Here is a 22,643-nt window from a genome sequence, read left to right on the forward strand (position 1 = left end):
TTGTCCCGCAAGTGCGCAGGAAGTTGCCTTATATGCGCGTTACTGCAAGTAGCGACGGGGTGGGTTTCAGCAGATTTTTCCCACGCCGATAGCGCTCTGGATTCATGTTTTTTCCAGGTCGCCACCATCCCCTGTAGGAGCGAGCTTGCTCGCGATGGTGGTCAACGATGACGCTGGGCGCCTGACACCCCGCGGCGTCTTCAGGTTCATCGCGAGCAGGCTCGCTCCTACAGGGTTTTGCAGTTTCTGTTGAATCGCGCACAAAAAAAACGCCCCGAACCAGTCGGGGCGTCAGATGTGCAGCGCTGCGGTTAGCTTTCTATTCGGCCCGCAGCGGCTGATGTCTCAAGCGAAGCAGATCAGTGGAACTGTTCTTCTTCAGTCGAACCGGTCAGCGCGGTTACCGAAGACGAGCCACCTTGAATCACAGTGGTCATGTCGTCGAAGTAGCCGGTGCCCACTTCCTGCTGGTGAGCCACGAAGGTGTAGCCCTTCGAAGCGTCAGCGAACTCTTGCTCTTGCAATTTCACGTAGGCGGTCATGTCGTTGCGGGCGTAGTCGTGCGCCAGGTTGAACATGCTGTGCCACATGTTGTGAATGCCGGCCAGGGTGATGAACTGGTGCTTGTAACCCATGGCGGACAGTTCGCGCTGGAACTTGGCGATGGTCGCGTCGTCCAGGTTTTTCTTCCAGTTGAAGGAAGGCGAGCAGTTGTAGGACAGCAGTTGGTCCGGGTATTCCTTCTTGATCGCTTCAGCGAAGCGACGAGCCTCGTCCAGGTCTGGCTTGGCGGTTTCGCACCAGATCAGGTCGGCGTACGGAGCGTAAGCCAGGCCGCGAGCGATGGCCTGGTCCAGACCGGCGCGCACTTTGTAGAAGCCTTCCTGGGTGCGTTCGCCAGTCACGAATGGCTGGTCGTACGGGTCGCAGTCGGACGTCAACAGGTCAGCGGCGTTAGCGTCGGTACGGGCCAGGATGATGGTCGGAGTACCGGCAACGTCAGCAGCCAGACGCGCTGCGGTCAGCTTCTGTACGGCTTCCTGAGTCGGAACCAGTACCTTGCCGCCCATGTGGCCGCATTTTTTCACGGAAGCCAGTTGGTCTTCGAAGTGAACGCCGGCGGCGCCTGCTTCGATCATGCTCTTCATCAGCTCGTAGGCGTTCAGTACGCCGCCGAAACCGGCTTCGGCGTCAGCCACGATCGGTGCGAAGTAGTCGATATAGCCGTCGTCGCCCGGGTTCTTACCGGCTTTCCACTGGATCTGGTCAGCACGACGGAACGAGTTGTTGATGCGCTTGACCACGGTTGGAACCGAATCCACCGGGTACAGCGACTGGTCTGGGTACATCGATTCGGCGGAGTTGTTGTCCGCAGCCACTTGCCAGCCCGACAGGTAGATCGCCTGGATACCGGCTTTGACTTGTTGCACAGCCTGGCCGCCAGTCAGGGCGCCCATGCAGTTGACGAAATCTTTCTCAGGACGGAAGGCTGGCTTGGCACCCTGGGTAACCAGGTTCCACAGCTTCTCGGCGCCCATTTTTGCAAAGGTGTGCTCAGGTTGAACCGAGCCACGCAGACGGACGACGTCAGCAGCGGAGTAAGTGCGTGTCACGCCTTTCCAGCGCGGGTTTTCAGCCCAGTCTTTTTCGAGGGCTGCAATTTGCTGTTCGCGTGTCAGTGCCATGGGAGATAAACCTCGTCGCGTCTTTATGAAAAGTTGTTCTGCGGTGGAAAATTCCTGCGCTCGCTGACCAGAAGCTTAGGTGGTCAAGTCGGATTCGGCGGGGATGGCGACGGGATGAACGATGGGCTCGAGGGGAAGTGAGCAGGTAAGGGCGAACTGGCGGGCGCATTCGGGCGTCGTGGGCCTTGGTGCGAACTTCAGTGTGATGCCGTGTTTACCTAATTACGCTTCCGTCCCTCGGGACAACTTCGTTCCAGTCGGCAACCTCGTCAAACACACCTTGTGGGCGGTACAGACACGAAGCGGTTCGCGGGGTAGGTGCGAACATCGCCTCGAAGGCCCTTGCCAGGGCCCCTGATTAGCGGGAGCGAGGCCATCATGCCTTTGCTTTTTTGGCTCGTCAAACGTTTTGTAGTGCTTTTTTTCAGGCACTACATCTTTGGTCTAATACGACTTGTCAGTCAGTTTTCGGTGTCTCAGTCCAAAGTATCGACTTTCACTCGGAGGGTCATGTCATTGCGGCTCTGGGTAGAGTAGCTGCGGGTCACGCCCTGTTTATCGGCTTGCGTCTGGCCATTCATGCCGGCCAGCAGGATCCACTCGCCCAGGCGGCCGCTGACAGTTGTGTCGGTGCTTTGCACGTTCACTACATCGGGACGTTCCTGACTCATGCGGTCACGGTTGGTACTGATCGATAGATGGACGATTTCGCCAGTGACGTTTGCAGTGACGTAGAAGCCTTGTGTGACGTTGCGGTATTCGGTCTGGCTGCGCAGGTCGCCATAGGAATCGGATTGCGTGCTGGTGAGCGGCACGCTCTGGCCGACCTGGATCAGTGCCGGCATGCCATCAGTGGCTTGTACCTGCTGGATGCCGCCGTCCCGGCTGTCGGTGCTGCGGCTGATGATGCGGGTCTGGTTTGGTTTGGCGCCGTTGACTGAATAGCCCTGATCACCCTGGACGTTGTTTTCATTGGTGTCGACGGTGATCAACAGGCGTTTCGGCGCTGTGTCGAGTTGCGAGAGAAGGGCTTTAAGTTCGTCGATCTTGCGCTGATCAGCATTGACGATGAGTTGATTGCCGTAGGCGCTGACCTGACCTTCCTTGCCGATGAAATCTTGTGCCACCGGCAACATGTCGGCGCTGGTGTGGTAGTTCAATGGCACGATTTCGGTGGCTGCCATGACCGAAAAACTGCAGCTCACCAGTAGCGTGGTGAGCAGGGTGCGTAGGGACATATCCGTTATCTCCGCCAACTTCAAAGTGTTGATATTGCCAGTTTGTCGGCCCGCAGTGGGGCAAGTTGAATCGTAGACAGCAAAACGCCCCGGCATCGTTTGATGTCGAGGCGTTTTGTGATGGGGTCGAAGCTTTTGTGGCGAGGGAGCTTGCTCCCGCTGGGGCGCGAAGCGGTCCTAAAATCCAGGTCTGCTACGCAGCCCGGCGGGAGCAAGCTCCCTCGCCACAATGAATCAAGCCGAATGGCGAACCATGTCCACATGCGGAATTCCTGCTTCCAGGAACTCCTCACTGACCAGGCTGAAACCCAGGCGCTCATAGAACGCCGTGGCTTGCACCTGGGCGCTGAGCATCTGTTGCTTGAGCCCGCGTTCTTCGGCTTCGCCGATCACGGCTTGCATCAGCGCATCGCCGACTTTCAAGCCGCGCCAGTCTTTGAGCACCGAGACCCGGCCGACGTGACCGTCGGGCAGCAGGCGTGCGGTACCGACGGGAAAGTCGCCTTCGAACGCAAGGAAATGCACGGCGGTTGCGTCGTCGGCATCCCATTCCAGCTCTGGCGGAACGGACTGCTCGGCGACGAACACCGTTTCACGAATGCGCCGGATCTCGGCGTTGTCCTTTTGCCAGTTTGCGACACGTACGTGAATTTTATTCATCGGCGAACCCCAGGCTGCCTTGCTTGACCAGTTCACACAGCAGGCCGCGGCCATCTTCGTCGCTCAGCCAGTCACCCAGGTTGTCGGCGTGCAGGGCATCGGCGGCGCAGATCATTTTCAGCAGCTCACGCAGTTTGCCCGGCAGATAACGGCTCTGGCCGCTGGCGAACAGCAGCAGGTCGTCATCGACTTCCGACCAGGCCAGACGCGCGCTCGGATTGCGGATCAGCACGGCGCCTTGTTCGAGTGCGCCGAGGACGTCGTCTTCTTCGAGGTCTTCTGGGCCGACTACCAGTTCCGGGTAGCGTGGTTCGGTCATGAACTGGCCGAACCAGGTCAGCAGCAGGCGCTCGTCGCTCATGTGCTCGGCCAGAAGGCTTTTCAAGCGGTCGAGGGCGTCGTGCTGGATCTGGTGCGGATCGGCCGCAGGCAGGGCGTCGGCGTCGGTGTAACGCTCTTCGTCCGGCAGGAACTGGCTGAGGAAGTCGGTGAAGTGGGTCAGTACTTCAGCGGCGCTCGGTGCGCGGAAACCAACCGAATAGGTCAGGCAGTCATCGACGGCCACGCCGCAGTGGGCCAGGCGCGGCGGCAGGTAGAGCATGTCGCCCGGTTCCAGAACCCACTCGTCGGTGGCTTCGAAATCAGCAAGGATGCGCAGGTCCGCGTGTTGCAGTAGCGGGCTTTCGGAGTCGCACATCTGGCCGATTTTCCAGTTGCGCTTGCCGTGGCCTTGCAGCAGGAACACGTCGTAGTTGTCGAAGTGCGGACCGACGCTGCCGCCCGGCGCGGCGAAGCTGATCATCACGTCGTCGATGCGCCAGCTCGGCAGGAAGCGGAAGTTCTCCAGCAACTCGCTGACTTCCGGCACGAATTGGTCGACGGCATGAACCAGCAAAGTCCAGTCGCGTTCCGGCAATTTGCTGAATTCGTCCTCGGCAAACGGGCCGCGACGCAATTCCCACGGGCGCTCGCCGTTTTCGATGATCAGGCGCGATTCGACTTCTTCTTCCAGCGCCAGGCCGGCCAGTTCGTCGGCATCGATCGGGCTTTCGAAATCAGGAATCGCCTGACGGATCAACAGCGGTTTTTTCTGCCAGTAGTCGCGCAGGAATTCCCGTGCCGTGATGCCGCCCAGAAGTTGAAGAGGAATATCAGGATTCATGTGTAACCTATTGAAAAAAAGCACTTTTCAGACGGGAATAAAAACGCCCGGCGCGGCCGGGCGTCTTAAAAGGGTCTAGCGGTCGATCAGATGCGTTTGGCTTGCGCTACAGCGTTGCCGATGTAGTTCGCCGGCGTGAGCAATTTCAGCTCGGCCTTGGCGGCGGCTGGCATGTCCAGGCCGTCGATGAAAGTTTGCAGCGCTTCAGGGCTGATGCCCTTGCCGCGGGTCAATTCTTTCAGCTTTTCGTACGGGTTTTCGATGTTGTAGCGACGCATGACAGTCTGGATCGGCTCGGCCAGGACTTCCCAGCAGGCGTCCAGGTCAGCGGCGATTTTCTGCTCGTTGAGTTCCAGCTTGCTGATGCCTTTGAGGCTGGCTTCATACGCGATCACGCTGTGGGCGAAGCCGACACCGAGGTTGCGCAGTACGGTGGAGTCGGTCAGGTCGCGCTGCCAGCGGGAGATCGGCAGTTTGCTCGCCAGGTGCTGGAACAGTGCGTTGGCGATGCCCAGGTTGCCTTCGGAGTTTTCGAAGTCGATCGGGTTGACTTTGTGTGGCATGGTCGACGAACCGATTTCGCCAGCGATGGTGCGCTGCTTGAAGTAACCCAGGGAGATGTAGCCCCAGATATCACGGTCGAAGTCGATCAGGATGGTGTTGAAGCGTGCGATCGCGTCGAACAGCTCGGCAATGTAGTCGTGCGGTTCGATCTGCGTGGTGTACGGGTTGAAGCCCAGGCCCAGCTCGTCTTCGATGAAGGCGCGGGCGTTGGCTTCCCAGTCGATTTCCGGGTAGGCCGACAGGTGAGCGTTGTAGTTGCCTACAGCGCCGTTGATCTTACCCAGCAGTGGAACGGCAGCGACCTGAGCGATTTGACGCTCTAGACGGTAAACCACGTTCGCCAGTTCTTTGCCCAGGGTGGTCGGCGAAGCCGGTTGACCGTGGGTGCGCGACAGCATCGGCACATCGGCGAAGCGGATCGCCAGCTCGCGAATGGCTTCGGCAGTTTGGCGCATCAGCGGCAGCATCACGTCATCACGGCCTTCGCGCAGCATCAGGGCGTGGGACAGGTTGTTGATGTCCTCGCTGGTGCAGGCAAAGTGGATGAATTCGCTGACGGCAGCCAATTCAGGCAGCTTGGCCGCTTGCTCTTTGAGCAGGTATTCGATGGCTTTGACGTCGTGGTTGGTGGTGCGCTCGATCTCTTTGACGCGCTCGGCGTGCTCCAGAGAGAAGTTTTCCGCCAGGGTGTTCAACACCGCGTTGGCTTCGGCGGAGAACGCCGGCACTTCGCTGATGGCAGGGTGAGCGGCCAGGCGCTGGAGCCAGCGCACTTCAACCAGGACGCGGGCACGGATCAGGCCGTACTCGCTGAAAATTGGGCGCAGGGCCTGGGTTTTGCCGGCGTAGCGGCCGTCAACAGGGGAAACCGCAGTGAGCGAAGAAAGCTGCATGGGGTGTTCTCGGACAGTCGGGCAACGAAATGGGGCGCGTATCATACATGAAAAAATCCGCCGGTCCGTCGCCAACTGACCGGCGTATTACGCGTATTGCTAAGTTTGGTTCTGTCGATGCGGGTTATTCGTTACGCATCAAGGGGTAAAGCTCTTTCAGCAATTTGCGGCGGCTGATCACCAACTGCCAGCGATGCCCGCCCAATTGCCGCCACAGGCGTGCCGAACGAATGCCGGCCAGCAGCAGGGCGCGAATTTTCGAGGCATTGCTCGGTTGCTGCAGGTTGCGCATGTCGCCGTGCACCTGAATGCGTTGGCGCAAGGTGCTCAGGGTGTCCTGGTACAGCGCGCCGCAGGCGGCGACCACGTTTTCGTGGGCCGGGCCGAAGTGTTCGACCTGGGACTGAATTTGCGGCAGGCGCTTGCCGATGATGTCCAGCATATCGCTGCGCTTGGCCAGTTGGCGCTCAAGGCCAAGCATGGCCAGCGCATAGCGCAGTGGCTCACGTTGCAGGGCGCTCGGGTCGCGTTCGAGGGCGCCGATCAACGCGCGATAGCCTTCGCGCAGATTGAGGTCGTCGCCGCCGTAGACTTCCAGGGTGTCCTTGGGATCGCGGATCAGCAGGCTGCCGAGCATGCAGGTCAAGCCTGCTTCGCTGGTCTGGCCGGTCTTGGCGATCTTGTCGACCAGCACGGCGGCGAGAAACACGCCGCCTAGCGCGATCAGTTGCTCCTGAGTCGGGCTCATTGGGCCTGACCTTTGCTGGTCCACGGTTCAGCCACTTCGATCACGCCGCCGCCGAGGCAAATCTCGCCGTCATAGAACACCACGGACTGGCCTGGAGTGACTGCGCGTTGCGGGTCATCGAACGTCGCGCGGTAGCCGGTGGCAGTCTTTTCCAGAGTGCAGGGCTGATCGCTCTGGCGATAACGGACTTTGGCGGTCAGCTTGCGCGGCTCAGTCAGATCGATCGGGTTGACCCAATAGATGTCCGAAGCGAGCAGGGCGCGCGAGAACAGCCATGGATGATCGTTGCCCTGGCCGACGATTAGCTCGTTGTGCTCAAGGTCTTTAATCAGCACGTACCACGGCTCGTCGCTGGCGTCTTTCAAGCCGCCAATGCCCAGGCCCTGACGCTGGCCGATGGTGTGATACATCAAGCCGTGATGGCGGCCGATGATTTCGCCTTCGGTGGTCTTGATCTCGCCCGGTCGTGCCGGCAGGTACTGCTTGAGGAAGTCACTGAAGCGGCGTTCGCCGATAAAGCAGATCCCGGTGGAATCCTTCTTCTTCGCGGTCGCCAGTTCGTATTTCTCGGCAATCGCGCGAACCTGAGGTTTTTCCAGTTCGCCGACCGGGAACAGGGTCTTGGCGATCTGTTCACCGCCGACGGCGTGCAGGAAATAGCTCTGGTCCTTGTTCGGGTCCAGGCCTTTAAGCAGTTCGGTGCGGCCGTCGATGTCGCGGCGGCGCACGTAGTGGCCGGTGGCGATCAGGTCGGCGCCAAGCATCATGGCGTAGTCGAGGAACGCCTTGAACTTGATTTCGCGGTTGCACAGGATGTCCGGGTTCGGCGTGCGTCCGGCCTTGTATTCGGCCAGGAAGTGCTCGAACACGTTGTCCCAGTACTCGGCCGCAAAGTTGGCGGTGTGCAGCTTGATGCCAATTTTGTCGCACACAGCCTGGGCGTCCGCCAGGTCATCCATGGCGGTGCAGTATTCCGTTCCATCGTCTTCTTCCCAGTTCTTCATGAACAGGCCTTCCACCTCATAACCCTGCTCGATCAGCAGGAGAGCGGAAACGGAAGAGTCCACGCCGCCGGACATGCCGACAATGACGCGCTTCTTTTGTGTGTCAGAAGGGGCTGGATCACGCATAGGGATTCAATGAGTGTCTTGAAAAAGGACGCGATTCTAACAGGCTGGAGCCTGCAAGGCTAAAGAGAAGGGCGGATCAATTCGAGGTCGAAGTGTTTACCGTCCAGATAGTCGTCGATGCAGCGAATGATCAGCTCACTGCGCCAGTTGTCGCGCTGCTCGATTAATTCCTCGCGGGTCAACCACTTGGCGCCGACGATGCCTTCGTCCAGTTGGTAGTCGGGATGGTGTTTCAGCGGTTTGGCGATGAAACAGACCCGTTGGTAAGTCACGCCGTTGCTCGGGGCGGTGTAGAGATAAATGCCCAGCACGCCGGTGGGTTCGACGTCCCAGCCGGTTTCCTCGAGGGTTTCGCGGATGGCGGCTTCGGTCAGGGTTTCGTCCGGATCGAGATGGCCTGCAGGCTGATTGAGTACGACGCGGCCATGTTTCAGTTCTTCGACCATCAGGAAACGACCGTTGTCTTCGACGATGGTGGCGACGGTGATGTGGGGCTTCCAGTCCATAAAACACCTCAATTTAAATGTTGAAACGCAAGCCTTGTAGGAACCGGCTTGCTGGCGATAGCGGTGAATCAGTCAATGAAGATGTTGAATGATAAACCGTTATCGCCAGCAAGCCGGCTCCTACAGGGATTTGTGCAGGTTCTGAAAACACAAACCCCGGCACATGGCCGGGGTTCGTGGTGCTTCCTTACAACCTTACACCAGCGCAGCAATCGCCGCGTTGAGCGTGGCGCTCGGGCGCATGGCCTTGCTGATCAGCTCGGCGTCGGCGTGGTAGTAACCGCCGATGTCCACTGGCTTGCCCTGAACGGCGTTGAGCTCGGCAACGATGGTTGCTTCGTTCTCGGTCAGGGTTTTGGCCAGGGTCGCGAACTGCGCTTGCAGTGCAGCGTCTTCGGTCTGGGCAGCCAGGGCTTGAGCCCAGTACAGCGCCAGGTAGAAGTGGCTGCCGCGGTTGTCGATGTTGCCGACTTTACGCGATGGCGACTTGTTGTTGTCCAGGAACTGGCCGGTGGCCTGATCCAGGGTCTTGGCCAGAACCAGCGCCTTAGGGTTGTTGTAGGTCACGCCCAGGTGTTCCAGGGACGCAGCCAGTGCCAGGAATTCACCCAGCGAATCCCAGCGCAGGAAGTTTTCTTCCAGCAGCTGTTGAACGTGCTTCGGAGCCGAACCGCCGGCGCCGGTTTCGAACAGGCCGCCGCCATTCATCAGTGGAACGATCGACAGCATCTTGGCGCTGGTGCCCAGTTCCATGATCGGGAAAAGGTCAGTCAGGTAGTCGCGCAGTACGTTGCCGGTCACCGAGATGGTGTCCTTGCCTTCGCGGGTGCGCTGCAGGGTGAACTTCATGGCGTCGACTGGCGCCATGATCTGGATGTCCAGGCCGGCAGTGTCGTGATCCTTCAGGTAAGCCTGAACTTTCTCGATCACTACGCCGTCGTGGGCGCGCATCGGGTCCAGCCAGAAGATCGCTGGAGTGGCGCTTGCGCGAGCACGGTTGACGGCCAGTTTGACCCAATCCTGGATCGGCGCGTCTTTGGTCTGGCACATACGGAAGATGTCGCCGGCTTCAACCGACTGTTCCAGCAGCAGGGTGCCATCGGTGCCGGTCACGCGGACCACGCCGTTGCTCTTGATCTGGAAAGTCTTGTCGTGGGAACCGTACTCTTCGGCTTTTTTCGCCATCAGGCCGACGTTCGGCACGCTGCCCATGGTGGTTGGGTCGAAAGCGCCGTTTGCCTTGCAGTCTTCGATGACCGCCTGGTAGATGGTGGCGTAGCAGCGATCCGGGATCACAGCCTTGGTGTCGTGCAGCTGGCCGTCGGTGCCCCACATTTTGCCGGAGTCACGGATCATGGCTGGCATCGAGGCGTCGACGATGACGTCGCTCGGCACGTGCAGGTTGGTGATGCCTTTGTCGGAGTTGACCATGGCCAACGACGGACGAGCGGCGTAGACCGCCTGGATGTCCGCTTCGATCGCGGCTTGCTGCTCGGCAGGCAAGGCCTTGATGCGCGAGTACAGGTCGCCGATGCCGTTGTTCAGGTTGAAGCCGATCTGTGCCAGCACGTCAGCGTGCTTGGCCAGTGCGTCTTTATAGAACTCGGCAACGATCTGGCCGAACATGATCGGGTCGGAAACCTTCATCATGGTGGCTTTCAGGTGAACCGACAGCAGTACGCCTTTGGCCTTGGCGTCTTCGATTTCGGCAGCGATGAAGCTGCGCAGCGCGTTTTTGCTCATGACTGCGCAATCGAGGATCTCACCGGCTTGTACGCTGGTTTTTTCTTTCAGGACGGTGGTGGTGCCGTCTTGAGCGATCAGTTCGATTTTCACGGCGCCAGCGGCGTCGATCAGGGCAGCTTTTTCGCTGCCGTAGAAATCACCGTTGCTCATGTGCGCAACGTGGGACTTGGAGTCCGCAGCCCAGGCGCCCATTTTGTGCGGGTGCTTGCGCGCATAGTTCTTGACCGACAGCGGAGCGCGACGGTCAGAGTTGCCTTCGCGCAGAACCGGGTTCACGGCGCTGCCCTTGACCTTGTCGTAACGGGCCTTGGCTTCTTTGTCCGCTTCAGTGGTTACGGTTTCCGGGTAGTCCGGCAGTGCGTAGCCCTGGGCTTGCAGTTCCTTGATCGCGGCTTGCAGCTGCGGAACCGAGGCGCTGATGTTCGGCAATTTGATGATGTTGGCTTCAGGCGTGACGGCCAGGGCGCCGAGTTCGGCGAGGTGGTCGGCTACGGCTTTGTCGCCCAATTGCTCGGGGAAGCTGGCCAGGATGCGCCCTGCAAGAGAGATATCGCGGGTTTCAACGGCGATATCAGCCGAGGCGGTGAAGGCCTCTACGATAGGCAACAGTGAATAGGTGGCGAGGGCGGGAGCTTCGTCGGTGAAGGTATAGATGATCTTCGAGCGGGTGGGCATATTCGGATTAACTCTCTCTTCTTTGCTAAAGCGTGCGCAGAAACTCGAGGGGCGCCGGGTAAGCGCGTTCGTTCAAAGTCATCCATGAGCCGAATATCGAGATTTCGTTGCTGTGATGTTGGGTGCATCAGTAGGGCGTCAAGCAGACGGGCTGCGATAGCAAACCGTCTCATCGGGTGGAAACACTCGTCGTAGAGCTGTTCAACCTGACGTGACCCTTTAGTCAGCGGCCGCATTATACATAGGTAGCTGGCAATCTGCCGATGGTTCATACACAACGAATGTCGTCCATTGGTCTAAAGGTCGCAGGAGCGAGCAGGGCGTAAGGTCATTCGTCGTGCTTGAGTTTGGCGCTTTTCCCTTTGCTTTCAGGCTTGTAGGTCGCGGGTTGTGCAGCTTTGCGGCATATGGATAGAACATAGGGTTTGCGCGCCGATTCAACTGGGTTACGCTCGAATGAAGCCAGATGTTCAATCCAATCAATGGAGTTCAGCATGGGTTACAAGAAGATTCAGGTTCCAGCCGTCGGCGACAAAATCACCGTCAATGCAGACCATTCTCTCAATGTTCCTAATAACCCGATCATTCCCTTCATCGAAGGCGACGGCATTGGGGTTGATATCAGCCCGGTCATGATCAAGGTTGTCGATGCTGCTGTGAAGAAGGCTTACGGCGGCGAGCGCAAGATTTCCTGGATGGAAGTGTACGCCGGGGAAAAAGCGACTCAGGTTTACGATCAGGACACCTGGCTGCCTCAGGAAACTCTGGACGCGGTCAAGGATTACGTGGTTTCCATCAAAGGCCCGTTGACCACCCCGGTCGGCGGCGGCATTCGCTCCCTGAACGTGGCGCTGCGCCAACAGCTCGACTTGTATGTCTGCCTGCGTCCGGTGCGCTGGTTCGAAGGCGTGCCGAGCCCGGTCAAGAAGCCAGGCGACGTCGACATGACGATCTTCCGCGAGAACTCCGAAGACATTTATGCCGGTATCGAGTGGAAGGCCGGTTCGGCTGAAGCTACCAAGGTCATCAAATTCCTTAAAGAAGAAATGGGCGTTACCAAGATCCGTTTCGACGAAAACTGCGGCATCGGCGTCAAGCCGGTTTCCCTGCAAGGCACCAAGCGTCTGGCGCGCAAGGCCCTGCAATATGTGGTCGACAACGATCGCGATTCGCTGACCATCGTGCACAAAGGCAACATCATGAAGTTCACCGAAGGTGCCTTCAAGGAATGGGCCTACGAAGTGGCGGCTGAAGAATTCGGCGCGATCTTGCTCGACGGCGGACCGTGGATGCAGTTCAAGAACCCGAAAACCGGCAAGAACGTCATCGTCAAGGATGCCATCGCCGACGCCATGCTCCAGCAGATTCTGCTGCGCCCGGCCGAGTACGATGTGATCGCGACCCTGAACCTCAACGGCGACTACCTCTCCGACGCCCTGGCGGCGGAAGTGGGCGGTATCGGTATCGCGCCAGGTGCCAACCTGTCCGACACCGTGGCCATGTTCGAAGCCACCCACGGTACTGCACCGAAATACGCCGGCAAGGACCAGGTGAACCCGGGTTCGCTGATCCTCTCCGCCGAAATGATGCTGCGCCACATGGGCTGGACCGAAGCGGCCGACCTGATCATCAAGGGCACCAACGGGGCGATTTCCGCCAAGACCGTGACCTATGACTTCGAGCGTTTGATGGACGGCGCCACGCTGCTTTCGTCTTCGGCGTTTGGCGATGCCATGATTTCGCACATGTAAGCGAATCCAGGCAACGAAAAAACCGCCCGACTCAAGAACTGAATCGGGCGGTTTTTTTATGACTGGAGGGTAGGTCGCGTTAGCTGATTGTGGTTTCTCGAGGGGTGGTAATTGGTGTGGCAGGCGCGATGACTTCGACGGAATTGATTTTCACCGCGTGGTTGCCTTTCGGGCCCTGGATTATTTCGAATCTCACGGGCTGACCGGCCTTGAGTGTCTTGTAGCCTTCCATTTCGATGGAGGAAAAGTGGGCGAAAAGGTCTTCGTCCTTACCTTCTTCATTGATAAAGCCAAACCCCTTGGCGTTGTTGAACCACTTGACCTTGCCGACTGCCATGCTCATATCCCTCTGCAACAGACTCCATCACTGGAGTATCATCCAGTTTATCCGCAGTCATTTCTTCGAAAAAAGTTGACTCCGCGGACCTTTTTTACCCACTGTGGGCTCTATTGGTTGTAACACCGTTTTGCCGATAGTCAAGGTGACGAGGCAGTCGGAGTTGAAAACGCTGATAGCCGCCCCCACCACTGTATTTGCACAACTGACGAACCTTTCTTTCCATGCATGCAATCAGCCAGATTCGACTAACATTCAATCAGGATCGCCCGACTCTCCAGAAAGATCACCCGGAGGAACACGACGACGATTCCGCAGGCATTGCTGTTCAGGAGGCAAAGCCGGCATTACAGGCACCGCCGATGTACAAGGTGGTTTTGTTTAATGATGACTACACACCGATGGATTTCGTCGTCGAAGTGCTCGAGGTGTTTTTTAACCTGAATCGCGAGCTGGCGACCAAGGTCATGCTGGCCGTCCATACAGAAGGACGGGCAGTATGTGGAGTGTTTACCCGCGACATCGCCGAGACCAAGGCCATGCAGGTCAACCAGTACGCCAGGGAAAGCCAGCATCCGCTACTCTGTGAAATCGAGAAGGACGGTTAATCGCCGGACACTTGGGTATGAGGTGAAGCTATGTTAAACCGCGAGCTCGAAGTCACCCTCAATCTTGCCTTCAAGGAGGCTCGTTCGAAACGTCATGAATTCATGACCGTCGAACACCTTTTGCTGGCCCTATTGGACAATGAGGCTGCCGCCACCGTTCTGCGTGCCTGCGGCGCAAACCTCGAAAAACTCAAGCACGACCTGCAGGAGTTCATCGACTCCACCACGCCATTGATCCCCGTGCATGACGAGGACCGCGAAACCCAGCCAACCCTGGGCTTCCAGCGTGTATTGCAACGTGCTGTGTTCCACGTACAGAGCTCGGGCAAACGCGAAGTGACTGGCGCCAACGTGCTGGTCGCGATCTTCAGTGAGCAAGAGAGTCAGGCAGTGTTCCTGCTGAAACAGCAGAGCGTTGCCCGTATCGATGTCGTCAACTACATCGCCCATGGCATATCCAAGGTGCCAGGGCACGGCGATCACTCTGAGGGCGAGCAAGATATGCAGGACGACGAGGGCGGTGAGTCTTCTTCTTCAGGCAATCCCCTGGATGCTTATGCAAGCAACCTTAACGAACTCGCGCGCCAGGGTCGTATCGATCCGCTGGTAGGTCGTGAGCTGGAAGTCGAACGTGTCGCGCAGATCCTCGCGCGTCGTCGCAAAAACAATCCGTTGCTGGTGGGCGAGGCGGGCGTGGGTAAAACTGCGATTGCCGAAGGTCTGGCCAAACGCATTGTCGACAACCAGGTGCCAGACCTGCTGGCCAACAGCGTGGTGTATTCCCTCGACTTGGGTGCCTTGCTGGCCGGGACCAAATACCGCGGTGATTTCGAGAAGCGCTTCAAGGCGTTGCTCAATGAGCTGAAAAAACGTCCGCAGGCGATCCTGTTCATCGACGAAATCCACACCATCATCGGTGCGGGTGCCGCCTCGGGTGGCGTCATGGACGCTTCGAACCTGCTCAAGCCGCTGCTGTCGTCCGGCGATATTCGTTGCATCGGGTCGACCACGTTCCAGGAGTTTCGCGGGATCTTCGAGAAGGACCGTGCTCTGGCTCGGCGCTTCCAGAAGGTCGATGTGTCGGAGCCTTCGGTGGAAGACACCATCGGCATTCTGCGCGGCCTCAAAGGGCGTTTCGAGAGCCACCACAATATCGAATACAGTGATGAAGCCCTGCGTGCCGCTGCCGAACTGGCTTCGCGGTACATCAATGATCGGCACATGCCGGACAAGGCTATCGATGTCATCGACGAAGCAGGTGCCTACCAGCGCCTGCAGCCAATCGAGAAGCGTGTAAAACGCATCGAGGTGCCGCAAGTCGAGGACATCGTCGCGAAAATCGCGCGGATTCCGCCAAAGCATGTCACCAGTTCCGACAAAGAACTGCTGCGTAACCTTGAGCGTGACCTGAAGCTGACCGTGTTTGGTCAGGATGCAGCGATTGATTCGTTGGCGACCGCGATCAAGTTGTCCCGTGCCGGCCTCAAGTCACCTGACAAGCCTGTCGGTTCGTTCCTGTTCGCCGGTCCTACCGGTGTCGGTAAAACCGAAGCGGCGCGTCAGTTGGCCAAGGCTTTGGGCGTCGAGCTGGTGCGCTTCGACATGTCCGAGTACATGGAGCGCCACACCGTATCGCGTCTGATCGGTGCACCTCCGGGTTATGTCGGGTTTGACCAGGGCGGTCTGCTGACCGAAGCCATCACCAAGCAGCCACACTGCGTGCTGTTGCTCGATGAGATCGAGAAGGCGCATCCGGAAGTCTTCAACCTGCTGCTGCAGGTCATGGACCACGGTACGCTCACCGATAACAACGGGCGCAAGGCTGATTTCCGTAACGTGATCGTCATCATGACGACCAACGCCGGCGCGGAAACCGCGGCACGTGCTTCGATCGGTTTCACCTATCAGGATCACTCTTCCGATGCGATGGAAGTGATCAAGAAGAGCTTCACGCCGGAATTCCGTAACCGTCTGGACACCATCATCCAGTTTGGTCGCCTCAGCCATGAGGTCATCAAAAGTGTGGTGGACAAGTTCCTTATCGAGCTTCAGGCGCAGTTGGAAGACAAGCGTGTCTTGCTGGAAGTCACCGATGCGGCCCGCAGCTGGCTGGCGGCCGGTGGTTACGACGCAGCGATGGGCGCTCGACCAATGGCTCGCCTGATCCAGGACAAGATCAAGCGTCCACTGGCGGAGGAGATTCTCTTTGGCGAACTGGCCGAACATGGCGGTGTGGTACACATCGACATCAAGGACGGCGAGCTGACCTTCGAGTTCGAAACCACGGCTGAAATGGCCTGACGTTAAACCGCAACAAAGCAAAAAGGCGCCGATTGGCGCCTTTTTGCTATCCGTCATCCGATTCTTCGCCTGATCCCTGATCCCTGATCCCTGTAGGAGCTGCCGAAGGCTGCGATCTTTTGATTTTAAAAAACAAGATCAAAAGATCGCAGCCTTCGGCAGCTCCTACAGTGGATCCGCGTTCGATGTCGGGCAAATCCCAGACAAACAAAAACGCCCGGCATAAGCCGGGCGTCTTGTATTGACTTGATTAGCGAGCGCGGTAAGTGATGCGCCCTTTGCTCAAGTCATAGGGCGTCAGCTCGACGCGCACTTTGTCACCGGTAAGAATACGAATGTAGTTCTTGCGCATCTTGCCGGAAATATGCGCGGTTACGACGTGCCCATTTTCCAACTCCACACGAAACATGGTGTTGGGCAGGGTGTCGACGACAGTGCCTTCCATTTCGAAGCTGTCTTCTTTCGACATGCAGTAAAGCCCTCGGTGTCCAATGAATGGCCCGGTGCAACTGCGCCAGGCAAAAGCGGCGTGCATTGTGCCCGAAAAGTGGGGGTCAAGCCAAGGGGTTTAGGGCGTGCTCTAGTTTAGAACCACCCAGCGCTGATTAATTAGCAGTTCAATGGGGCGATATTGGGTCTTGTAGCTCATTTTTTTGCAGTTTTTGATCCAGTAACCGAGATAAACCGCGTCCAGCCCCAGGCGTCGGGCCTCGGCAATTTGCCACAGAATCGCGAAACGTCCCAGGCTGCGGCGTTCTTCGGCGGGTTCATAGAAGGTGTAGACCGCCGACAGGCCGTTCGGCAGAAGGTCGGTGACGGCGATCGCCAGCAGCCGTCCGTCGAGACGGAATTCGTAGAAGCGCGAAAACGGCAGGTCGCGTACCAGGAATGTCGAAAATTGATCGCGACTGGGCGGGTACATATCGCCATCGGCGTGACGCTGTTCGATGTAACGCTGATATAGATCGAAATACTCTTCGCTGAAACCCGGTTTGGCAGGGCGCACCTGCAAATCGGCGTTGCGTTTGAAAATGCGTTTCTGCTGACGGTTTGGCGTGAATTGGCCTACAGGAATACGCGCCGGTACGCAGGCGTTGCAGTTTTGGCAATGGGGCCGATACAAGTGGTCACCACTGCGACGAAAACCCATTTCCGACAGGTCTGCATAGACATGCACATCCATGGGCTGGCTGGGATCAAGGAACAGGGTCGTGGCCTGCTCCTCAGGCAGATAGCTGCAAGAGTGGGGCTGAGTGGCATAGAACTTCAAACGCGCCAACTCGGTCATGATCAACCCTCGGGATAAGCTTTTAATTAGGGGGCGTCTCTAAGTGTAAGCCACGCGCGCAAAAGACGCTCAGCAAACCCAGGTTGCGCCGCTGGGCTGGTCCAGATACTGGGCCAGATAGCCGGAAAATACGCTGCGGGCAATCGCCCGGGCACCCAGGCTGTGCAGATGGTCGGTGGGCATCTGGCAGTCGATCAGCACGAAACCGGAATCTTTCAGATGGCGCACCAGTGTGGCAAAACCATATTTAGAGGCGTTGTCGGCGCGACTGAACATGGACTCGCCAAAAAACAGCCGCCCCATGGCCAAGCCATACAGTCCGCCGACGAGTTCGCCCTGGTCCCAGACTTCTACCGAATGCGCATGGCCGCGCCGGTGCAATTCTATGTAAGCGTCCTGCATGGCTTCGGTGATCCAGGTGCCATCGGCGTAATCCCGCGGCGCAGCACAGGCGCGGATGACCGCAGCAAAATCCTGATCGAAGGTCACTTGATAGCGTTGTTGGCGCAGCAGTTTGTTCAGGCTGCGCGAGACGTGCAATTCGTCGGGAAACAACACGGTGCGCGGGTCCGGCGACCACCAGAGAATTGGCTGGCCTTCCGAGAACCATGGGAAGCAGCCGTGGCGATAGGCGCGGATCAGCCGATCGGCGGACAGGTCACCACCGGCAGCCAGCAGCCCGTTGGGGTCGCGCATGGCTTTTTCCAGCGGCGGGAAAGTCAGGGTATTGCGTTGTAACCAAGTCAGCATGGCGTCCGGGCTTGCAGAAGGGGAGGGCAGTGGCGGGTCGTTGGCCCGCCACTCAGTGTGCCGTCAAACGGCGGGAATGTCGTCGAGGTATTTTTCCGCATCCAGTGCCGCCATGCAGCCAGCCCCGGCTGAAGTGACCGCCTGCCGATAGACGTGATCGGCCACGTCGCCGGCGGCGAACACGCCTTCGATGGCAGTGGCGGTGGCATCGCCTTCGCTGCCTCCTTTGACCAGCAGGTAGCCATCACGCATTTCCAGTTGGCCGGTGAAAAGGTCGGTGTTGGGCTTGTGGCCGATGGCAATGAACACGCCAGCAAGGGGTAATTCCTGAGTCGCGCCGGTATGGCTGTCGCGCAGGCGCGCGCCGGTCACGCCGCTGGCATCGCCCAGCACTTCATCCAGATTCTGGTTCCAGTGCAGGCGAATATTGCCGTTGGCGGCTTTTTCGAAGAGTTTGTCCTGAAGAATCTTCTCCGAGCGCAGCTTGTCGCGACGATGAATCAAGTGGACTTCCTTGGCGATGTTCGACAGGTAAAGCGCCTCTTCGACCGCCGTGTTGCCGCCGCCGACCACCGCGACCACCTGATTGCGATAGAAGAAGCCATCGCAGGTCGCGCAGGCTGAAACGCCCTTGCCGGCGAATGTTTCTTCCGACGGCAGCCCCAAATATTGTGCCGAGGCTCCGGTGGCGATGATCAGGGCGTCGCAGGTGTAAGTGCCGCTGTCGCCAATCAGTTCGAATGGGCGCTGTTGCAACTTGGCGGTATGGATGTGGTCGTAAACGATCTCTGTGTCAAAGCGCTCGGCGTGTTTTTGCATGCGTTCCATCAGCACCGGACCGGTGAGGCCCTCGACATCGCCGGGCCAGTTATCGACTTCAACGGTGGTGGTGAGCTGGCCACCTGCCTGTATGCCGGTAATGACAACGGGTTTGAGGTTGGCGCGGGCGGCATAAACGGCTGCGCTGTAACCGGCAGGGCCGGAACCGAGGATGATCAGGCGGGAATGCTTCGCTTCGCTCATAGAAACACCTCATAAGCCTTTGTCACAAAAGAGAATGCGTGCTCAAATTGAGTCGCATGTAATGTGTTTTTGACTATGCTACAGCCAAGGATCTCAGGCATGGCATCGGGCGCACAAACCCGTACAATGCTTGGCTGTAACAGTGTTTGTAACAAAATAAGCATCGCGCTCCGTGTTTATAAAAACCGGGGCGCAGTGTTAAAAGTAGTCCCAGTTACGCCTGTTAACTTTTTTACCTGCCTGGATTGGGCAGTTTTTTATAGTCATTCAACAGATGGACGCGCCATAGGCGCAGGAATAGTAGCGTTTTGAAGAAATCCACCGCAGCACCTAAACCAGCCGTGGTTCCGCTCTGGCGCCAGCATTTGCACTACCGACTCAAGGAAGGTGCGCTGATTGCCATCGGCGCCCTGTGCCTGTTCCTGATGATGGCCTTGCTGACCTATGGCAAGGACGATCCGGGCTGGAGCCACAACAGCAAGATCGACGACGTTCAGAATTTCGGTGGTCCGGCCGGCTCCTACAGCGCCGACATCCTGTTCATGGTGCTTGGCTACTTTGCCTACATCTTCCCGCTGCTGCTGGCGATCAAGGCTTACCAGATTTTCCGTCAGCGCCATGAACCGTGGCAGTGGAGCGGTTGGCTGTTTTCCTGGCGCCTGATTGGCCTGGTGTTTCTGGTACTGTCCGGCGCAGCGCTGGCGCATATCCATTTTCATGCCGCGACCGGTCTGCCGGCCGGTGCTGGTGGCGCACTGGGCGAAAGCCTTGGCGACCTGGCGAAGAACGCCCTGAACATTCAGGGCAGCACGCTGTTGTTCATTGCCCTGTTCCTGTTCGGCCTGACGGTGTTCACCGACCTGTCGTGGTTCAAGGTGATGGACGTCACCGGCAAGATCACCCTCGACCTGTTCGAACTGTTCCAGGGCGCGGCCAATCGCTGGTGGGCAGCCCGTACCGAACGCAAGCAACTGGTCGCGCAATTGCGTGAAGTCGACGATCGCGTGCACGACGTAGTGGCGCCAACCGTTACCGATAAACGTGAACAGGCCAAGGTCAAGGAACGTCTGATCGAGCGCGAGCAAGCGCTGAGCAAGCACATGTCCGAGCGCGAGAAGCAGGTGCCGCCGGTGATTGCGCCGGCTCCACCGAAACCTCCAGCGCCTAGCAAACGCGTAGAAAAAGAGAAGCAGGCACCGTTGTTCGTCGACAGTGCCGTGGAAGGCACCTTGCCGCCGATCTCGATTCTCGATCCTGCGGAAAAGAAACAACTCAATTACTCGCCTGAATCCCTGGCGGCGGTTGGCCATTTGCTGGAAATCAAGCTCAAGGAATTCGGCGTCGAAGTGACCGTGGATTCGATCCACCCGGGCCCGGTGATTACCCGTTACGAAATCCAGCCAGCCGCTGGCGTAAAAGTCAGCCGCATCGCTAACCTGGCGAAAGACCTGGCACGCTCCCTGGCCGTGACCAGTGTGCGTGTGGTGGAAGTGATTCCGGGCAAGACCACGGTCGGTATCGAGATTCCCAACGAAGACCGGCAGATCGTGCGCTTCTCCGAGGTGCTGTCGACCCCCGAGTACGACAACTTCAAATCGCCAGTCACCCTGGCCTTGGGTCATGACATCGGCGGCAAACCGGTCATCACAGACCTGGCGAAAATGCCTCACCTGTTGGTGGCCGGTACCACCGGTTCCGGTAAGTCGGTGGGTGTGAACGCGATGATCCTGTCGATCCTGTTCAAGTCCGGCCCGGAAGACGCCAAGCTGATCATGATCGACCCGAAAATGCTTGAGCTGTCGATCTACGAAGGCATTCCGCACCTGCTGTGCCCGGTGGTCACCGACATGAAGGATGCGGCCAACGCCTTGCGTTGGAGCGTTGCCGAGATGGAGCGCCGCTACAAGCTGATGGCGAAGATGGGCGTACGAAACCTGTCGGGCTTCAATGCCAAGGTCAAGGAAGCCCAGGACGCCGGCGAGCCGTTGAGCGATCCGCTGTACAAGCGTGAAAGCATCCATGACGAAGCGCCGCTGCTGCAAAAGTTGCCGACCATCGTCGTGGTCGTGGACGAATTCGCCGACATGATGATGATCGTCGGCAAGAAGGTTGAAGAACTGATCGCCCGTATCGCCCAGAAGGCACGTGCGGCCGGTATCCACTTGATCCTCGCGACCCAGCGACCGTCGGTGGACGTGATCACCGGCCTGATCAAGGCCAACATTCCGACCCGTATGGCGTTCCAGGTATCGAGCAAGATCGACTCCCGGACCATCATCGACCAGGGCGGCGCCGAACAACTGCTGGGCCACGGTGACATGCTGTACATGCCGCCGGGCACCAGCCTGCCGATCCGTGTTCACGGTGCTTTCGTTTCCGATGACGAGGTTCACCGCGTGGTGGAAGCCTGGAAACTGCGCGGTGCGCCGGAGTACAACGACGACATTCTCAACGGTGTCGAAGAGGCCGGCAGCGGCTTCGAAGGCAGCAGCGGTGGTGGCGACGGTGATGATCCCGAGGCTGACGCGCTGTACGACGAGGCGGTGCAGTTCGTTCTGGAAAGCCGCCGTGCGTCCATTTCCGCGGTTCAACGCAAGCTGAAGATCGGCTACAACCGCGCCGCGCGCATGATCGAAGCCATGGAAATGGCCGGGGTCGTGACGTCCATGAACACCAACGGTTCGCGTGAAGTCCTGGCCCCTGGCCCGGTGCGCGACTGACTGAATTTGAAAGGGTGGTGTCCTCGGCGCCGCCCGTACTCCCACGAATGTTATGAGGACTCCCATGCGTCTTATCCGCATGCTGTTGCTGCCGGTACTGGCTTTGACCACGCTCTCGGCCCACGCCGATGACAAGGACGTGGCGCGTCTGACTCAACTGCTGGAAAAATCCCAGACCCTGAGCGCACGTTTCTCTCAGCTGACCCTCGACGGTTCTGGCACCCAATTGCAGGAAACCGCCGGTGAAATGTCCCTGCAACGCCCGGGGTTGTTCTACTGGCACACCAATGCGCCAGCCGAGCAAACCATGGTCTCCGATGGCAAAAAAGTGACCCTGTGGGACCCGGATCTGGAACAGGCAACCATCAAGAACCTCGACCAGCGCCTGACCCAGACGCCAGCGTTGCTGCTGTCCGGTGACGTGTCGAAGATCAGCCAGAGCTTCGACATCAGCGCCAAGGAAGCGGGTGGCGTGATCGACTTCACCCTGAAACCGAAGACCAAGGACACCCTGTTCGACAGCCTGCGCCTGTCGTTCCGCAATGGTCTGGTCAACGACATGCAAATGATTGATAGCGTCGGTCAGCGCACCAATATCCTGTTCACCGGTGTGAAGGCCAACGAGCCGATTCCGGCGTCCAAGTTCAAGTTCGACATCCCCAAGGGTGCCGACGTGATCCAGGAATAACAGATCAACCAACTGATGAATTACCTGTGGCGAGGGAGCTTGCTCCCGCTGGACTGCGCAGCAGTCCTTTTTGGGGGGCTACGCATCCCGGCGGGAACAAGCTCCCTCGCCACGGTTTCGGTGTCACAGTTATTTGACTGGCATCTGGAATAAGAGGTTTGAAACGTACG

19 protein-coding genes are annotated in these 22,643 nt (G+C 58.4%); 5 read left to right on the forward strand and 14 right to left on the reverse strand.

From position 1 onward, the window contains the following. Positions 1–359 precede the first annotated feature (359 nt). From aceA to NL64_RS04300, 9 genes are all read right to left on the reverse strand, one after another. Positions 360–1,685: an isocitrate lyase gene (gene aceA, locus NL64_RS04260; protein ID WP_034146910.1), complete on the reverse strand. Its 1,326-nt coding sequence runs from the start codon at positions 1,683–1,685 to the stop codon at positions 360–362. Positions 1,686–2,161: 476 nt separating this feature from the next. Then, positions 2,162–2,923, reverse strand: coding sequence for a secretin N-terminal domain-containing protein (locus tag NL64_RS04265; RefSeq protein ID WP_034146911.1), 762 nt, complete (start codon positions 2,921–2,923; stop codon positions 2,162–2,164). A 234-nt stretch (positions 2,924–3,157) separates the two neighbouring features. Then, the gene (locus NL64_RS04270; protein WP_034146912.1) at positions 3,158–3,583 is read right to left on the reverse strand and encodes a GNAT family N-acetyltransferase; all 426 of its coding nucleotides are present in this window, start codon (positions 3,581–3,583) and stop codon (positions 3,158–3,160) included. Next, positions 3,576–4,745 (reverse strand): ribosomal protein uL16 3-hydroxylase, encoded by a 1,170-nt coding sequence (locus NL64_RS04275; RefSeq protein WP_034146913.1) that lies wholly within the window; start codon positions 4,743–4,745, stop codon positions 3,576–3,578. The genes NL64_RS04270 and NL64_RS04275 overlap by 8 nt, the downstream gene beginning before the upstream one ends. A gap of 86 nt (positions 4,746–4,831) precedes the next feature. After that, a complete protein-coding gene (gene purB / locus NL64_RS04280; RefSeq protein WP_020799537.1) occupies positions 4,832–6,202 on the reverse strand; it encodes an adenylosuccinate lyase in 1,371 nt (456 codons plus the stop codon). A 124-nt stretch (positions 6,203–6,326) separates the two neighbouring features. Then, positions 6,327–6,950, reverse strand: coding sequence for a high frequency lysogenization protein HflD (hflD, locus tag NL64_RS04285; protein ID WP_034146914.1), 624 nt, complete (start codon positions 6,948–6,950; stop codon positions 6,327–6,329). Further along, positions 6,947–8,080 (reverse strand): tRNA 2-thiouridine(34) synthase MnmA, encoded by a 1,134-nt coding sequence (mnmA, locus tag NL64_RS04290; RefSeq protein ID WP_034146915.1) that lies wholly within the window; start codon positions 8,078–8,080, stop codon positions 6,947–6,949. The genes hflD and mnmA overlap by 4 nt, the downstream gene beginning before the upstream one ends. Before the next feature lie 59 nt (positions 8,081–8,139). Then, positions 8,140–8,586, reverse strand: coding sequence for an NUDIX hydrolase (locus tag NL64_RS04295; RefSeq protein ID WP_034146916.1), 447 nt, complete (start codon positions 8,584–8,586; stop codon positions 8,140–8,142). Between the two features lie 195 nt (positions 8,587–8,781). Beyond that, entirely contained in the window at positions 8,782–11,007 is a 2,226-nt protein-coding gene (locus tag NL64_RS04300; RefSeq protein ID WP_034146917.1) for an NADP-dependent isocitrate dehydrogenase, read from the reverse strand. A 494-nt stretch (positions 11,008–11,501) separates the two neighbouring features. On the opposite strand from NL64_RS04300, the gene icd reads away from it, so the two are divergent. Further along, positions 11,502–12,758: an NADP-dependent isocitrate dehydrogenase gene (gene icd, locus NL64_RS04305; RefSeq protein ID WP_034146918.1), complete on the forward strand. Its 1,257-nt coding sequence runs from the start codon at positions 11,502–11,504 to the stop codon at positions 12,756–12,758. A 79-nt stretch (positions 12,759–12,837) separates the two neighbouring features. Here the strand turns inward: icd and cspD are convergent, their stop codons facing one another. After that, positions 12,838–13,095 (reverse strand): cold shock domain-containing protein CspD, encoded by a 258-nt coding sequence (cspD, locus tag NL64_RS04310; protein ID WP_034146985.1) that lies wholly within the window; start codon positions 13,093–13,095, stop codon positions 12,838–12,840. A gap of 224 nt (positions 13,096–13,319) precedes the next feature. Here cspD and clpS point away from each other — a divergent pair, with 224 nt between their 5' ends. Both clpS and clpA read left to right on the forward strand, forming a co-directional pair. After that, complete coding sequence (gene clpS / locus NL64_RS04315) at positions 13,320–13,703, forward strand: ATP-dependent Clp protease adapter ClpS (protein WP_034146919.1); 384 nt, start codon at positions 13,320–13,322, stop codon at positions 13,701–13,703. Positions 13,704–13,733: 30 nt separating this feature from the next. Next, positions 13,734–16,004, forward strand: coding sequence for an ATP-dependent Clp protease ATP-binding subunit ClpA (gene clpA / locus NL64_RS04320; protein WP_034146920.1), 2,271 nt, complete (start codon positions 13,734–13,736; stop codon positions 16,002–16,004). Positions 16,005–16,254: 250 nt separating this feature from the next. Here the strand turns inward: clpA and infA are convergent, their stop codons facing one another. The 4 genes from infA to trxB all read right to left on the reverse strand — a co-directional run bounded on the left by infA (position 16,255) and on the right by trxB (position 19,065). Then, positions 16,255–16,473 carry a translation initiation factor IF-1 gene (gene infA / locus NL64_RS04325; RefSeq protein ID WP_002553999.1) on the reverse strand — a complete coding sequence of 73 codons (219 nt, stop codon included), beginning with the start codon at positions 16,471–16,473 and terminating at the stop codon, positions 16,255–16,257. Between the two features lie 111 nt (positions 16,474–16,584). Then, positions 16,585–17,292, reverse strand: coding sequence for an arginyltransferase (locus NL64_RS04330; RefSeq protein WP_034146921.1), 708 nt, complete (start codon positions 17,290–17,292; stop codon positions 16,585–16,587). A 69-nt stretch (positions 17,293–17,361) separates the two neighbouring features. Next, positions 17,362–18,042: a leucyl/phenylalanyl-tRNA--protein transferase gene (gene aat / locus NL64_RS04335; RefSeq protein WP_034146922.1), complete on the reverse strand. Its 681-nt coding sequence runs from the start codon at positions 18,040–18,042 to the stop codon at positions 17,362–17,364. A 63-nt stretch (positions 18,043–18,105) separates the two neighbouring features. Further along, the gene (trxB, locus tag NL64_RS04340) at positions 18,106–19,065 is read right to left on the reverse strand and encodes a thioredoxin-disulfide reductase (RefSeq protein ID WP_034146923.1); all 960 of its coding nucleotides are present in this window, start codon (positions 19,063–19,065) and stop codon (positions 18,106–18,108) included. A gap of 308 nt (positions 19,066–19,373) precedes the next feature. On the opposite strand from trxB, the gene NL64_RS04345 reads away from it, so the two are divergent. Together NL64_RS04345 and lolA are read left to right on the forward strand one after the other, a co-directional pair. Next, positions 19,374–21,785, forward strand: a complete 2,412-nt coding sequence (locus tag NL64_RS04345) for a DNA translocase FtsK (protein WP_034146924.1) — start codon at positions 19,374–19,376, stop codon at positions 21,783–21,785. A gap of 64 nt (positions 21,786–21,849) precedes the next feature. Then, complete coding sequence (lolA, locus tag NL64_RS04350; RefSeq protein WP_008008560.1) at positions 21,850–22,473, forward strand: outer membrane lipoprotein chaperone LolA; 624 nt, start codon at positions 21,850–21,852, stop codon at positions 22,471–22,473. Positions 22,474–22,643 lie beyond the last annotated feature (170 nt).

Source organism: Pseudomonas fluorescens (genome assembly GCF_000802965.1).
GTDB classification, from domain to species: domain Bacteria; phylum Pseudomonadota; class Gammaproteobacteria; order Pseudomonadales; family Pseudomonadaceae; genus Aquipseudomonas; species Aquipseudomonas fluorescens_A.

What these genes read in the sequence shown, in the direction of transcription:
- aceA (WP_034146910.1), bottom strand. Translation starts at nt 1,685, where the DNA reads ATGGCACTGACACGCGAACAGCAAATTGCAGCCCTCGAAAAAGACTGG.
- NL64_RS04265 (WP_034146911.1), bottom strand. Translation starts at nt 2,923, where the DNA reads ATGTCCCTACGCACCCTGCTCACCACGCTACTGGTGAGCTGCAGTTTT.
- NL64_RS04270 (WP_034146912.1), bottom strand. Translation starts at nt 3,583, where the DNA reads ATGAATAAAATTCACGTACGTGTCGCAAACTGGCAAAAGGACAACGCC.
- NL64_RS04275 (WP_034146913.1), bottom strand. Translation starts at nt 4,745, where the DNA reads ATGAATCCTGATATTCCTCTTCAACTTCTGGGCGGCATCACGGCACGG.
- purB (WP_020799537.1), bottom strand. Translation starts at nt 6,202, where the DNA reads ATGCAGCTTTCTTCGCTCACTGCGGTTTCCCCTGTTGACGGCCGCTAC.
- hflD (WP_034146914.1), bottom strand. Translation starts at nt 6,950, where the DNA reads ATGAGCCCGACTCAGGAGCAACTGATCGCGCTAGGCGGCGTGTTTCTC.
- mnmA (WP_034146915.1), bottom strand. Translation starts at nt 8,080, where the DNA reads ATGCGTGATCCAGCCCCTTCTGACACACAAAAGAAGCGCGTCATTGTC.
- NL64_RS04295 (WP_034146916.1), bottom strand. Translation starts at nt 8,586, where the DNA reads ATGGACTGGAAGCCCCACATCACCGTCGCCACCATCGTCGAAGACAAC.
- NL64_RS04300 (WP_034146917.1), bottom strand. Translation starts at nt 11,007, where the DNA reads ATGCCCACCCGCTCGAAGATCATCTATACCTTCACCGACGAAGCTCCC.
- icd (WP_034146918.1), top strand. Translation starts at nt 11,502, where the DNA reads ATGGGTTACAAGAAGATTCAGGTTCCAGCCGTCGGCGACAAAATCACC.
- cspD (WP_034146985.1), bottom strand. Translation starts at nt 13,095, where the DNA reads ATGGCAGTCGGCAAGGTCAAGTGGTTCAACAACGCCAAGGGGTTTGGC.
- clpS (WP_034146919.1), top strand. Translation starts at nt 13,320, where the DNA reads ATGCATGCAATCAGCCAGATTCGACTAACATTCAATCAGGATCGCCCG.
- clpA (WP_034146920.1), top strand. Translation starts at nt 13,734, where the DNA reads ATGTTAAACCGCGAGCTCGAAGTCACCCTCAATCTTGCCTTCAAGGAG.
- infA (WP_002553999.1), bottom strand. Translation starts at nt 16,473, where the DNA reads ATGTCGAAAGAAGACAGCTTCGAAATGGAAGGCACTGTCGTCGACACC.
- NL64_RS04330 (WP_034146921.1), bottom strand. Translation starts at nt 17,292, where the DNA reads ATGACCGAGTTGGCGCGTTTGAAGTTCTATGCCACTCAGCCCCACTCT.
- aat (WP_034146922.1), bottom strand. Translation starts at nt 18,042, where the DNA reads ATGCTGACTTGGTTACAACGCAATACCCTGACTTTCCCGCCGCTGGAA.
- trxB (WP_034146923.1), bottom strand. Translation starts at nt 19,065, where the DNA reads ATGAGCGAAGCGAAGCATTCCCGCCTGATCATCCTCGGTTCCGGCCCT.
- lolA (WP_008008560.1), top strand. Translation starts at nt 21,850, where the DNA reads ATGCGTCTTATCCGCATGCTGTTGCTGCCGGTACTGGCTTTGACCACG.